This is a genomic window from Paraburkholderia sp. C35 (assembly GCF_003121405.1).
Classification (GTDB): domain Bacteria; phylum Pseudomonadota; class Gammaproteobacteria; order Burkholderiales; family Burkholderiaceae; genus Paraburkholderia.
The window spans coordinates 1-12,340 of sequence record NZ_QBUY01000169.1; the positions used below are offsets into that span (position 1 = coordinate 1).

General features: G+C 62.8%; 13 protein-coding genes. 2 read left to right on the forward strand and 11 right to left on the reverse strand.

Annotation, left to right across the window (positions count from 1 at the left end):
• From DK391_RS42295 to DK391_RS42315, 5 genes are all read right to left on the reverse strand, one after another.
• Window positions 1–615, reverse strand: a 615-nt coding sequence (locus tag DK391_RS42295) for an electron transfer flavoprotein subunit alpha (RefSeq protein ID WP_109483964.1), incomplete at its 3' end; no start/stop codon positions are given.
• A gap of 28 nt (window positions 616–643) precedes the next feature.
• Complete coding sequence (locus DK391_RS42300; RefSeq protein WP_109483965.1) at window positions 644–1,393, reverse strand: electron transfer flavoprotein subunit beta/FixA family protein; 750 nt, start codon at window positions 1,391–1,393, stop codon at window positions 644–646.
• 245 nt (window positions 1,394–1,638) lie between these two features.
• Window positions 1,639–2,439, reverse strand: a complete 801-nt coding sequence (locus tag DK391_RS42305) for a MetQ/NlpA family ABC transporter substrate-binding protein (RefSeq protein WP_109483975.1) — start codon at window positions 2,437–2,439, stop codon at window positions 1,639–1,641.
• A gap of 27 nt (window positions 2,440–2,466) precedes the next feature.
• Window positions 2,467–3,120: a methionine ABC transporter permease gene (locus DK391_RS42310; RefSeq protein ID WP_109483966.1), complete on the reverse strand. Its 654-nt coding sequence runs from the start codon at window positions 3,118–3,120 to the stop codon at window positions 2,467–2,469.
• Window positions 3,110–4,144: a methionine ABC transporter ATP-binding protein gene (locus DK391_RS42315; RefSeq protein WP_109483967.1), complete on the reverse strand. Its 1,035-nt coding sequence runs from the start codon at window positions 4,142–4,144 to the stop codon at window positions 3,110–3,112. The genes DK391_RS42310 and DK391_RS42315 overlap by 11 nt, the downstream gene beginning before the upstream one ends.
• Before the next feature lie 238 nt (window positions 4,145–4,382).
• Here DK391_RS42315 and DK391_RS42320 point away from each other — a divergent pair, with 238 nt between their 5' ends.
• On the forward strand, window positions 4,383–5,258 hold the full coding sequence (locus DK391_RS42320) for an alpha/beta hydrolase (protein WP_109483976.1): 876 nt from the start codon (window positions 4,383–4,385) through the stop codon (window positions 5,256–5,258).
• An 18-nt stretch (window positions 5,259–5,276) separates the two neighbouring features.
• On the opposite strand, the gene DK391_RS42325 is transcribed toward DK391_RS42320, so the two are convergent.
• Both DK391_RS42325 and DK391_RS42330 read right to left on the reverse strand, forming a co-directional pair.
• The gene (locus DK391_RS42325; protein WP_109483968.1) at window positions 5,277–6,080 is read right to left on the reverse strand and encodes an enoyl-CoA hydratase; all 804 of its coding nucleotides are present in this window, start codon (window positions 6,078–6,080) and stop codon (window positions 5,277–5,279) included.
• Window positions 6,081–6,115: 35 nt separating this feature from the next.
• The gene (locus tag DK391_RS42330; protein WP_109483969.1) at window positions 6,116–7,039 is read right to left on the reverse strand and encodes a histone deacetylase family protein; all 924 of its coding nucleotides are present in this window, start codon (window positions 7,037–7,039) and stop codon (window positions 6,116–6,118) included.
• 205 nt (window positions 7,040–7,244) lie between these two features.
• Between DK391_RS42330 and mltB the strand changes: the two genes are divergently transcribed.
• Entirely contained in the window at window positions 7,245–8,447 is a 1,203-nt protein-coding gene (gene mltB, locus DK391_RS42335) for a lytic murein transglycosylase B (RefSeq protein ID WP_109483970.1), read from the forward strand.
• Window positions 8,448–8,532: 85 nt separating this feature from the next.
• On the opposite strand, the gene cysM is transcribed toward mltB, so the two are convergent.
• The 4 genes from cysM to rfaE1 all read right to left on the reverse strand — a co-directional run bounded on the left by cysM (window position 8,533) and on the right by rfaE1 (window position 12,258).
• Entirely contained in the window at window positions 8,533–9,435 is a 903-nt protein-coding gene (cysM, locus tag DK391_RS42340) for a cysteine synthase CysM (protein WP_109483971.1), read from the reverse strand.
• A 312-nt stretch (window positions 9,436–9,747) separates the two neighbouring features.
• Window positions 9,748–10,116, reverse strand: a complete 369-nt coding sequence (locus DK391_RS42345) for a helix-hairpin-helix domain-containing protein (RefSeq protein WP_109483972.1) — start codon at window positions 10,114–10,116, stop codon at window positions 9,748–9,750.
• Between the two features lie 76 nt (window positions 10,117–10,192).
• Window positions 10,193–11,185, reverse strand: a complete 993-nt coding sequence (rfaD, locus tag DK391_RS42350; protein ID WP_109483973.1) for an ADP-glyceromanno-heptose 6-epimerase — start codon at window positions 11,183–11,185, stop codon at window positions 10,193–10,195.
• A gap of 74 nt (window positions 11,186–11,259) precedes the next feature.
• On the reverse strand, window positions 11,260–12,258 hold the full coding sequence (gene rfaE1 / locus DK391_RS42355; protein ID WP_109483974.1) for a D-glycero-beta-D-manno-heptose-7-phosphate kinase: 999 nt from the start codon (window positions 12,256–12,258) through the stop codon (window positions 11,260–11,262).
• Window positions 12,259–12,340: the final 82 nt, after the last annotated feature.

Below are 12,340 nucleotides of genomic sequence, written 5' to 3' on the forward strand. Positions count from 1 at the left end.
GCCCAGACCACGGCCACCCGACACGATGATATTCGCCGACGTCAGTTCCGGACGGTCCAGCTTCGTCACTTCACGGCTCACGAACTGCGAGAGGCCCGTGTCAGCCGCTGCTTCGATCTTCTCGACCGATGCGCTGCCGCCTTCCGCTGCCACCGGGTCGAAGCCCGTCGAACGCACCGTGATGACCTTGATCGGATCAGCCGATTGCACGATCGCAATCGCATTGCCCGCGTAGATCGGACGCTCGAACGTATCGGCCGAATCGACCGCCGTGATGTCGCTGATCTGCGCGACGTCGAGCTTCGCGGCGATACGCGGCGCGATGTTCTTGCCGTAAGCCGTCGCCGGCGCGAGGATATGCGAATAGTCCTTGGCGATGTTCAGCACCGTCGCTTCGACGTTTTCCGCGAGGCCCGCAGCCAGTTGCGGCGCGTCAGCCAGCAGCACTTTCGCTACGCCAGCAACTTTCGCAGCTGCATCAGCCGCGCCTTGCGCATTGTGGCCAGCGACCAGCACGTGCACATCGCCGCCGATCTTCTGCGCAGCGGCAACCGTATTCAGCGTCGCTGCCTTGAGCGCCGCGTTGTCGTGTTCAGCAATTACCAGAATCGTCATTTCATTCGTCTCCGAGTGCCCGAAAAAATCAAAGCACCTTGGCTTCGGTCTTGAGCTTGTCGACCAGCGTCTTCACGTCGGCCACCTTCACACCAGCCGAGCGCTTCGGTGGCTCGCTGACCTTCAGCGTCTTCAGACGCGGCGTGACATCGACGCTCAGATCTTCCGGCTTCACGGTTTCGAGCGGCTTCTTCTTCGCCTTCATGATGTTCGGCAGCGTCACGTAGCGCGGCTCGTTCAGGCGCAGATCGGTCGTCACGACTGCGGGCAGCGTCAGCGACAGCGTTTCAGCACCGCCATCCACTTCGCGCGAAACAGTTGCCTTACCGTCAGCCACGACAACCTTCGACGCGAAAGTAGCCTGCGGCAGGTTCGCCAGCGCAGCCAGCATCTGGCCGGTCTGGTTCGAATCGTCGTCGATGGCCTGCTTGCCGAGAATCACGAGCGAAGGCTGTTCCTTGTCGACCAGCGCCTTCAACAGCTTCGCCACAGCCAGCGGCTGCAGATCTTCATTCGATTCGATCAGGATCGCGCGGTCCGCGCCGATCGCCAGCGCCGTGCGCAGCGTTTCCTGACATTGCGTGACGCCCGCCGACACGGCGATCACTTCCGTCGCCACGCCTGCTTCCCGCAGACGCACAGCCTCTTCGACGGCGATTTCGTCGAACGGATTCATCGACATCTTCACATTCGCAATGTCGACACCCGTGTTGTCCGACTTCACACGGACCTTCACGTTGTAGTCAACCACTCTCTTGACTGGCACCAGGATTTTCATGCACACGCTCCAAAGTTACGAATACGTCAACCCGACGGACATTATAGCGATAGCCTCTGCGGCAGCCGCTCCGGGATTGCTTGGTGTTGAGGATATCGCTCCCCGACGGCGTGACGGAAATAGCGAACGGTCGTGCTATTCTAAACCGGAAAAAACCCGGAAGCCAAGTCCGGGTTCCTACCGATGTCTGCCAATCGCGTGGAATACGGGCCGCGCGGCCCGAGTTCACGAGGTTCAGCCCAGCATTACCAGGACGTAATCACCGCGCCGCCAAACTTGCTTTCGATGAACTGCTTCACTTCCGGCGAGTGGTAAGCCGCCACCAGCTTCGCCACCCACGGCTTGTTACGGTCCGCCTCGCGGATCGCAATGATGTTCACATACGGACCCTTCGGATCTTCGATCGCGATTGCGTCCTGCTTCGGCTTCAGGCCCGCTTCCATCGCGAAGTTCGTGTTGATCGCGGCGGCGTCGACGTCGCCGAGCGAGCGCGGAATCTGCGCGGCGTCGAGTTCGACGATCTTCAGCTTCTTCGGGTTCTCGGTGATATCGAGCGGCGTTGCCTTCAGGCCTGCATCGGCGCGCAGCTTGATCAAGCCCTGCTTTTGCAGCAGGAGCAGCGCGCGGCCGCCGTTGGTCGGGTCGTTCGGCACGGCGATCTTCGCGCCGGATTGCAGTTCGGCCAGCGACTTGATCTTCTTCGAGTAGATACCCATCGGGTAGGTCACGGTGTCGGCGATCTTGATCAGCTTGTAGCCGCGATCCTTCACCTGCGCCTGCAGATACGGGTCGTGCTGGTAGCTGTTCGCGTCGAGGTCGCCGCCTGCGAGCGCCGCGTTCGGCTGCACGTAATCCGAGAACTCGATGACCTTGATGTTCAGGCCGTTCTTCGCCGCGACCGTCTTCACGACGTCCATGATCTGCGCGTGCGGACCGCCCGTCACACCGACCTTGATCGAGTCGTCAGCGAATGCGAGCGACGATGCGCCGATCAGCGATGCCGCGCCGAACACGGCCGCGACCTTCAGAATAAAACGACGTTGCATGACCAAACCTTTGTCTTTTAGAAGTATTTATTTGTGGCTCAAACGACGCACGAGCCAATCCCCGAACGACTGCACCAGTTGCACGAAGACGATCAGGATCACCACGACCGTCACCATCACTTCCGGCAGAAAACGCTGATAACCGTAGCGGATGCCGAGATCGCCCAAACCGCCGCCGCCGATCGCGCCCGCCATCGCCGAATAGCCGACCAGCGAGACGAACGTGATCGTCAGACCGGCGACGATGCCCGGCAGCGATTCAGGCAGCAGCACCTTGACCACGATCTGCGACGTGGTCGCGCCCATTGCCTGCGCGGCTTCGATCAGCCCGCGATCGACTTCGCGCAACGCAGTTTCGACCAGACGCGCGATAAACGGCGCAGCGGCGATGGTCAGCGGCACGACAGCCGCCGCCGTCCCGATCGACGAACCAACCACGAGACGCGTAAAGGGAATCACCGCGACGAGCAGAATGATGAACGGCGTCGAGCGTACGGCATTGACGATCACGCCCATCACGCGATTCGCGGCGATGTTTTGCAGCACGCCCTGACGGTCGGTCAGATAGAGCAGCACGCCGAGCGGCAGACCGACGGCCGCGCCGATCAGTCCCGAGATGCCGACCATGATCAGCGTCTCCCAGAACGACTGCACGAACATATCGAACATTTCACTCAACATACGACAACTCCTCGACCACCACGCCCTGTTCGCGCAGATACGTCATCGCCTGCGCGACCTTCGCCGGTTCGCCGCCCGCGAGCACTGCGAGCGAACCGAACGCCTGACCTTGAATCTCGTCGATCTGGCCATGCAGGATGTTGAAGTCCAGTTCGTAGCGGCGGATCGTCTCCGAGAGAATCGGCTGATCGACGCCCGAGCCCGTGAACGCGAGGCGCAGCAAATGGCCGCTGCCCGTTTTCAGACGCTCGGCGACGCGCGCCTTCATCGCCGGCGGCAGCTCCTGCGCGATCACGTCGCCGATCAGCGCGCGCGTGACCTCGTGATGCGGCTGCAGGAACACGTCGATGACCTTGCCCTCTTCGACCACGCGGCCGTTGTCGAGCACGGCGACGCGATCGCACACCTGCTTGATCACTTCCATCTGGTGCGTGATCAGCACGATGGTCAGCTTCAGTTCGCGGTTGATGCGTTTGAGCAGATCGAGAATTGCGCGGGTCGTTTCGGGATCGAGCGCGGAGGTGGCTTCATCGGAAAGCAGTACTTTCGGCTTGCTCGCGAGCGCGCGCGCAATGCCGACACGTTGCTTTTGCCCACCGCTGATCTGCGACGGATAGCGGTCCTTCTGTGCCGACAGGCCGACCAGTTCGAGCAGCGGCAGCACGTTGGCCTCGATCTCCGCGCGCTTCATGCCCGCCAGTTCGAGCGGCAGCGCGACGTTGTCGAACACCGTGCGCGACGACAGCAGGTTGAAGTGCTGGAAGATCATGCCGATCTCGCGACGCGCTTCGCGCAGTTGCCCGGCGGGCATCGTCGTGAGATCGCGGCCGTCGACGACGACGTTGCCTTCCGTCGGGCGCGTCAGCAGATTGATGGTGCGCACCAGCGTGCTCTTGCCGGCGCCGCTGCGTCCGATGATGCCGAACACCTCGCCTTGAGGCACGGTCAGATTGACATTGTGCAGCGCTTCGACCCAGCCCCGAGGCCCTGGAAACCGCTGCGATAGATTGCGTAGTTCGATCATGAAAAACGAAACGGCGGACTTGCCGGCGAACGCGATGCGCTCCAGGCCCTGGCCGCCGTGGCTTTTATTGGGATTTGAACCAACGATTTTACCGTAGTCGCGTCATATCCTTTAATAATCAATTCCGCATCTTTCATAACACACAGGAATTAGAGGATTGTCCCGTTTCAATCGCTGCGAACGGTCATGCGCGTGCCGCTATGATCGAGCGCAACCTATAAAGATCGGACAAATGCTCATGGAGACCTCCCACGCCGCCGCGCCCATTGCACCGCATGCGGAACTCTCGCGGGTGCGCACCCGCGACGGCGTCGAGCTACCGCTCTATCGTTGGCGGGCAGCGGGCTTGCGTTGCGCGACCGTCGCGCTGGTGCACGGTCTTGCCGAACACGCTGGACGTTATGCAGCGCTGGCGCAGTCGCTCAATGCAAATGGCATCGAGCTGATCGCCATCGATCTGCGTGGCCATGGCAAGGCGCCGGGCCGCCGGGCATGGGTGGAGCGTTTCGACGACTATCTGCACGACGCGGACGCGCTGATCGCCGAGGCCGCCCGCAGCGACGGCCCGCTGTTCGTGATGGGTCACAGCATGGGCGGCCCGATTGCGGCGCTGCACGCCGTCGAAAAGCACGCGACACACGGCCGCGCGCTCAGCGGCCTGATCCTGTCGAGTCCCGCGCTCGCGCCGGGCCGCGACGTGCCGCGCTGGATGCTCGCGCTGAGCCAGAAAATCAGCCGCCTGTGGCCCAGCTTCCCGGCGATGAAAATCGATGCGGCGCTGCTGTCGCGTGACCAAAGCGTCGTCGAAGCCAACCGCAACGATCCCCTCGTGCATCACGGTGCGATTCCGGCGCGCACGGGCGCCGAAATCCTGCTGGCGATGCAGCGCATCGAACAAGGCCGCGCGGGGCTGCGCACGCCGCTGCTGATCTGGCACGGCACCGCCGACAAACTCACCGAGCCGGACGGCAGCCGCGATTTCGGCGCGCACGCCGGTTCGCCCGACAAGACGCTCACGCTCTACGAAGGCAGCTACCACGAGACGATGAACGACCTCGACCGCGAGCGCGTGATCGATGCGCTCGTCGCGTGGATCCTTAAGCGGTCGGAATAAGATGGCCTGGCGGCCGGTTCAGCGGCCAGAAGTATGCGGCCAGTCGGGCGGCCGCTTGTCGATGAACGCCTGCACGCCCTCGAGCGCCGACTCGTCCATCATATTGCAGGCCATCGTCTGCCCAGCCAGTTGATATGCGGCCTCGATGCCCATCTCCAGTTGACGATAGAACAGGCCCTTGCCCGCTTCGACTGCCTCGCGTGGCTTCACGCAAATACTTTTCGCCAGCGCCGCGACTTCGGCATCGAGCATGTCGAGCGGCACCACGCGATTCACGAGACCTTGCTGCTTCGCTGCCATTGCGTCGATGAAATCGCCGGTGAGCAGCATTTCAAGCGCGGCCTTACGCGACAGATTGCGCGACAGCGGCACCGAAGGCGTCGCGCAGAACAGGCCGAGATTGACGCCCGACACCGCGAAACGCGCGGTATCCGCGGCGACGGCAAGATCGCACATCGCCACCAGTTGACAGCCCGCCGCCGTCGCGATGCCGTGCACACGCGCGATCACCGGCTGCGGCATGCGCTGGATCGCGAGCATCATCTTCGTACAGCGCGCAAAGAGCGACTGGTAGTAAGCCAGCGACGGCGCCGCGCGCATTTCCTTCAGATCGTGGCCAGCGCAGAACGCGCGACCCGCGCCAGCAATCACGACCACCCGCGCATCGCTCTTCGCGATCTCGGCAAGTTGCGGTTGCAGTTCATCGAGCAAGGCCTCGGACAACGCATTGAACGCATCCGGCCGGTTCAACGTGACGCGCACGACGCCTCGCAGGTCATAAGCGTCGTGCGTGACGTCGATCAGTTGAGCCGCTGCGTTCATGATGACCTTCTCCGATGCCTATGTACTGCCCGCGTTCAGATATCCGCGAGCGCCCGCACGTGCGCGACGACGCTGCGTCCGAGCGCCGACAGGTTATAGCCGCCTTCCAGGCAACTGACGATGCGCCCTTTCGCGTACTTCGCCGCGACCTGGCGAATCTGATCCGTGATCCACGCGTAGTCGTCTTCGACCAGTGCCATGTTGCCGAGATCGTCTTCGCGATGCGCGTCGAAACCCGCCGACACGAACAGCATTTGCGGTTTGAACGCTTCGAGACGCGGCAGCCAGATCATGTCGACGGCTTCGCGCACCATCATGCCCTTCGAGCGCGCGGCGATCGGCACGTTGCACATGTTCGGCGCCTGATTGTCGGCGCCCGTGAACGGATAGAACGGATGCTGGAAGATGCTGCACATCAGCACACGCGAGTCGTTCGAAAACGCGGCTTCCGTGCCGTTACCGTGATGCACGTCGAAGTCGATCACGGCGACGCGTTCGAGCCCATGTACCTCGAGCGCATGACGCGCGGCAATCGCGACGTTGTTGAAGAAGCAGAAGCCCATCGCGCGCGCCGGTTCTGCGTGATGACCCGGCGGACGCACGCTGCAGAACGCATTGTCGTAACGCCCTGCGATCACGGCGTCCGTCGCGGCGACGGCGGCGCCCGCGGCGCGCAATGCGGCATTCCACGTATGCGGGTTCATCGACGTGTCGGGGTCGATCTCGGCGTAGCCTTCGCGCGGCGCGCGCTCGCGGATGTAGTCGACGTGTGCCTTCGTATGCACGCGCAGCAGCGCGGCTTCGTCGGCAAGCGGCGCGGACTCGCGCTCGATCAGCTCGCCGATGCGGCTCGCGATCAGCTGGTCTTCGATCGCCTGCAACCGGGCCGGGCATTCGGGATGCCATTGACCCATCTCATGTTGCAGACAGTCTGCGTGTGAATAAAAACCGGTTGCCATGTGTTGATTTCGGGCAGTGCGCTTCGCCAGAAGCGGGAGCACGCTGCATGTCTCCGTCCATTGACGCAAGCAGGTTGCGCGAATACCACGAAGTTACCACACGATGCCCCCAGACCGTGATGCCGCAACGCTTCTGCACAGTTTCGACAACCCCGTCGGGTATACTGCCCCGTAACTTTTTTCGCCCGCACACTTCCAGTTCACCATGACCGTCAAGCTTGCTCTGTCCGCACAACATTGGCTACGCGCAACGGCTGTAGCTGCCGCACTGAGCATCGCATGGGGCGCGAGTCCGGCTTCGGCGCAGAGCGCCGGCAGCAAGCCGCGCGTGCAGCTCGCGCAGGGCCAGCCCGAGCAGCCGACGCAAGGACAGACTTTCGAGGAAGAGATCGTTCCGCAGCGCTACGCGAACAATCCCGATGTCGATGGCTTCATCAACGACATGGCGGCCCGCTACGACTTCGATCCCGCTGCGCTGCACGCGCTGTTTGGGCGCGTCAGCTATTCGGCGACGGCAGTCAAACTGGTGACGCCCTCGCCCACGCCCTCCGTCAAGAACTGGCGCGTGTATCAGGCGCGCTTTCTCGACCCGGTGCGCATCAACGCGGGTGTGAAATTCTGGCGCGCGAATCAGGCCACGCTGCAGCGCGCGTATGAGCAGTACGGCGTGCCGCCTGAAGTGATCGTCGGCATCATCGGCGTCGAGACGATTTACGGGCGCTACATGGGCAACTTCCGTGTGCTCGACGCGCTCACCACGCTCTCGTTCGATTATCCGAACACGCCGAACCGCGCGGATCGCATGATCACGTTCCGCAAGAATCTCGAAGACTATCTGGTGTGGACGCGCGATTCGCAAATCGATCCGACCACGGTGCTCGGCTCGTACACGGGCGCGATCGGCATCCCGCAGTTTCTGCCGAGCAGCATCGTGCAGTACGCAGTCGATTACGACGGCAACAAGCGCATCGATCTGCGCACCAGCCAGGCCGACGCGATCGGCAGTGTTGCGAACTACCTGAACAAGAACGGCTGGGAAACAGGCCGCCCCGTCGTGTGGAACATCGCGACGGACACGGGCAGCCTCGGCGTCGCGCAGGCGGCTGCGACAGGCGCGCCGGAGCCGCGCTGGTCGCTGCAGCAACTGCTGAAGGCGGGCATGCTGATGAACCAGCCGGGACTCGATATCGGGGCTGAAGCGGGTACGCCCGTGACTGTCGTCGATCTGCCGTCGCCGGGACGCGCGACGGAATACACGCTGGGCCTGAAGAACTTCTACGTGCTCACGCGTTACAACCGCAGCTTCTTTTACGCGCTCGCGGTGTACCAGCTAGGCGAGCGAGTGAAGGCGCAAATGGCGGCAACGGATGCAGCGGGCAATGCGGCGGCGCCGGCTGAGTCGCAATAAGCGCTTTACGCTGCTGCATAAAAAACGCCGGCTTCTGCCGGCGTTTTTGTTTTGCTGATCTGCCGCGCGTGACGCGCGGCCCGCTTCACGCAGGAAACACCCCCCTCGACAAATTGCGGTCGCCGCGATCGCAGACGATGAACACGATGGTCGCGTTTTCCACCTGACGCGCGACGCGCAACGCCACTTCGCACGCGCCCGCCGACGAAATGCCGCAGAACACGCCTTCGACAGCCGCCATCCGGCGCGCCATCGCTTCCGACGCCGCCTGACTCACCGGTTCGATCCGGTCGACGCGGCTGCGGTCGAAAATTTTCGGCAGATACGCTTCCGGCCACTTGCGGATGCCTGGAATGCGCGAACCCTCTTCCGGCTGCGCGCCGACAATCTCGATACCGGGATTCTGTTCCTTCAGATACTGCGACACGCCCATGATCGTGCCCGTCGTGCCCATCGCCGATACGAAGTGCGTGATGCGCCCTTCCGTGTCCCGCCAGATTTCCGGGCCGGTGGCTTCGTAGTGCGCGACGGGATTGTCCGGGTTCGCGAACTGATCGAGGATGATGCCCTTGCCTTCGCGCTGCATCTGCTCGGCGAGATCGCGTGCGTACTCCATGCCGCCCGTGACGGGCGTCAGCATGATCTGCGCGCCGTATGCAGCCATGCTCTGACGGCGCTCCAGCGAAAGATCTTCGGGCATGATCAGGACCATCTTGTAGCCCTTGATCGCCGCCGCCATGGCCAGCGCGATACCCGTATTGCCGCTGGTCGCTTCGATCAGCGTGTCGCCCGGTTTGATGCGGCCGCGCTGCTCGGCTTTCTTGATCATCGAAAGCGCGGGACGGTCTTTCACCGAACCGGCGGGATTGTTGCCTTCCAGCTTGCCCAACACGACATTGTTGCGGGCGCGGATGTCGTCGTCTACGAGGCGGACGAGCTGGACGAGGGGCGTATTGCCGATCGTGTCTTCAATCGTTTTGTAAGCCATATCGGGTGCGTGCGGTGACGGTGCGCAAAGTCTTGAATCCGTCGATTCTAAACTACCAGGCGTAGCGCTGCCGGCAGCCCCTGTCGCCCGCATGGATGCCCCCGTTCCGCTTTGGTGTGTGTCGCGCCATGCGCCGAAACGCAAAAAGCCGCGGCAGACTGGAACTGCCGCGGGAGCCAGTCATTGCGGTGACGGCTTAAGGGAGGGCGATGACACCCGTGCCAGGAAAACGTCGAGACTGGAGGCGAGTGCCCGACCGCGCGTTCTGCAACGCGCATCAGACACCCGCATTCATACGATCAGAGCAACACGCTATTTCTTGACCACCACGGCCGCGTCGTTCTTCGCAACGGTCGTGGCCTTCGCGTTCGGCGACGCAGCCGCTGCGCCAGCAGCAGCGACAGCCGTCGCACCAGCGCCCGATGTGCCGACAGCGAGACCTTCCGCCTGCAGACGCTCGACGGTATGGCCGCCGAAGCCCTTGACGCGTTTGCTGAGATCAGTGGTGTCCTTGAACGGACCGTGTGCCGCGCGTTCGTCGAGGATTGCTTTGGCTTTCGCAGGGCCGATGCCCTTGATGCCGCGTAGCGCGGATTCGTTAGCCGTGTTGACATCGACCGAAGCGAACGCCTGGCCGAAAGCGGCGAGCATGGCCGCCGTGACGAGGATTTTTTTGAACATGTGGAATCTCCCTGAAACACCGGTCGGTGACGATCACCAACCGGGAGACTCCACTGTAAAGAGGTGTGCGAACGATTTACACCTGGCCGAATAGCCAACGCACGTAGCGATCGACGCCTTCCTGCACCGTCAGGAACGGCGCGTCGTAGCCCGCTGCACGCAGCTTCGTCTGATCCGCTTGCGTGAAGCACTGATACTTGCCGCGCAGCGCGTCAGGGAACGGCACGTATTCGATCAGCCCGCGCTGCACCAGCTCCGCGAGCGACAGCGCCGGCTCGCCGTTCAATACGCGCAGCGTGTTGACGACCGTCGAGGCAATATCGTTGAACGGCTGCGCGCGTCCGCTGCCCAGATTGAAGATGCCCGATTTCTCCGGATGATCGAAGAAATACAGGTTGACCTTCGCCACATCTTCGACAGAAACGAAATCGCGCGTCTGCTCGCCCGCCGCGTAACCGTTGTACTCGCCGAACAGCTTCACCTTGCCTTCGGCGCGGAACTGGTTGAAGTTGTGGAACGCCACCGACGCCATGCGTCCCTTGTGCGCTTCACGTTGCCCGTACACGTTGAAGTAGCGAAAGCCCGCGATCTGGCTTTTCGCTGTGGGCAGCACGCGCCGGATCACCTGATCGAACAGGAACTTCGAATAGCCGTACACGTTGAGCGGCGCTTCGACTTCGCGCTCTTCGACGAATCGCGTCGAACCGCCATACGTCGCCGCAGACGACGCATACAAAAACTGCACGCCCTGCGCAAGACACGCGTCGAGCACGGCGCGGCTGTAGCGGAAGTTGTTGTCCATCATGTAGCGGCCGTCGGTTTCCATCGTGTCCGAACAGGCGCCTTCATGGAAAATCGCGCGGACCTTGCCGAAGTCGCCGCGCGCGAAGCGCTCGGCGAATTCAGTCTTGTCGAGATAATCGTCGATTTCGCAATCGATGAGATTCTTGAACTTGTCAGCGCGTGTCAGGTTGTCTACGGCGATGATCTTGTCTTCGCCGCGTTCGTTGAGTGCCTTGACGAGATTGCTGCCGATAAAGCCAGCCGCGCCGGTGACGATGAGAGTCATGAACGTCCTGCTGTGATGAGAGTCAACGGATGCGCAGACAAGTCGCGCGCCGTGCGTTCAGGCGCGCGCGTGCATCAATGAAAGAGCTCGTCGTAATCGACGGTGGCCGTGCCGAGCTTGGCGACCACGATGCCAGCCGCACGGTTCGCGAGCGTCACGGCTTCGTCGAGCGGCAGACCCGCGCCGAGCACGACGGCGAGCGTCGCGATGACGGTATCGCCTGCGCCGGACACATCATACACTTCGCGAGCTACAGCCGCTGCGTGCAGGTTTCCTTCGTCGGAGAACAGTGTCATGCCCTCTTCCGAACGCGTCAGCAGCAGCGCTTTCAGGTCGAGATCGGCACGCAGCTTGTTCACGCGTGCGAGCAGATCGGCTTCGGATTTCCACTGTCCGACCACTTCGCGCAGTTCCGCGCGGTTCGGCGTGATCAGCGTGGCGCCGCGATAGCGTTCCCAGTCGTCGCCCTTCGGATCGACCAGCACCGGCTTGCCCGCCGCGCGCGCCTTCGCGATCATTTGCGTGACGTGCGTCAGGCCGCCCTTCGCGTAGTCCGACATCAGGATCACGTCGTGCGTGGGCAGCAACGCGTCGTAGCGTGCGAGGCCGGCGAGCAGCGCTTCGTGCGCGGGCGCTTTTTCGAAGTCGACACGCAGCAATTGCTGCTGGCGCGACAACACGCGCAGCTTGATGGTGGTCGGCAGTTCCGGATCGCGTTCGAGATACGGCGCGACGCCGCTATCGTCGAGCAGTTGCACGACGCGCTCGCCCGGTTCATCGTGCCCAACCACGCACAACAGGCCTGCTTGCGCGCCGAGCGCCGCCGCGTTGCGCGCGACGTTCGCCGCGCCGCCGAGCCGGTCTTCCTGCTTTTGCACCAGCACGACAGGCACGGGCGCCTCCGGCGAAATACGATTGACGTCACCGAACCAGTAACGGTCCAGCATCACGTCTCCCACCACCAGCACGCGCGCCGCCGCCAGCCGCTCGCGCGCGATGACGCCGACCTCCGGCGCGAGCGTCGCGCCGTCAGGTACGGTCGGAGTCGGATGTAGTTTCAGCGGGTCTTGCATAGGGACGTCCAATCGAGTGATAGTCGATGCCCAGTTCGGTCATCGCCTCGGGTTCATACAGATTGCGGCCGTCGAAGATCAA

Bases quoted from the DNA above. Each gene is read 5' to 3' on its own strand.
- DK391_RS42300 (WP_109483965.1), bottom strand. From the start codon at position 1,393: ATGAAAATCCTGGTGCCAGTCAAGAGAGTGGTTGACTACAACGTGAAG.
- DK391_RS42305 (WP_109483975.1), bottom strand. From the start codon at position 2,439: ATGCAACGTCGTTTTATTCTGAAGGTCGCGGCCGTGTTCGGCGCGGCA.
- DK391_RS42310 (WP_109483966.1), bottom strand. From the start codon at position 3,120: ATGTTGAGTGAAATGTTCGATATGTTCGTGCAGTCGTTCTGGGAGACG.
- DK391_RS42315 (WP_109483967.1), bottom strand. From the start codon at position 4,144: ATGATCGAACTACGCAATCTATCGCAGCGGTTTCCAGGGCCTCGGGGC.
- DK391_RS42320 (WP_109483976.1), top strand. From the start codon at position 4,383: ATGGAGACCTCCCACGCCGCCGCGCCCATTGCACCGCATGCGGAACTC.
- DK391_RS42325 (WP_109483968.1), bottom strand. From the start codon at position 6,080: ATGAACGCAGCGGCTCAACTGATCGACGTCACGCACGACGCTTATGAC.
- DK391_RS42330 (WP_109483969.1), bottom strand. From the start codon at position 7,039: ATGGCAACCGGTTTTTATTCACACGCAGACTGTCTGCAACATGAGATG.
- mltB (WP_109483970.1), top strand. From the start codon at position 7,245: ATGACCGTCAAGCTTGCTCTGTCCGCACAACATTGGCTACGCGCAACG.
- cysM (WP_109483971.1), bottom strand. From the start codon at position 9,435: ATGGCTTACAAAACGATTGAAGACACGATCGGCAATACGCCCCTCGTC.
- DK391_RS42345 (WP_109483972.1), bottom strand. From the start codon at position 10,116: ATGTTCAAAAAAATCCTCGTCACGGCGGCCATGCTCGCCGCTTTCGGC.
- rfaD (WP_109483973.1), bottom strand. From the start codon at position 11,185: ATGACTCTCATCGTCACCGGCGCGGCTGGCTTTATCGGCAGCAATCTC.
- rfaE1 (WP_109483974.1), bottom strand. From the start codon at position 12,258: ATGCAAGACCCGCTGAAACTACATCCGACTCCGACCGTACCTGACGGC.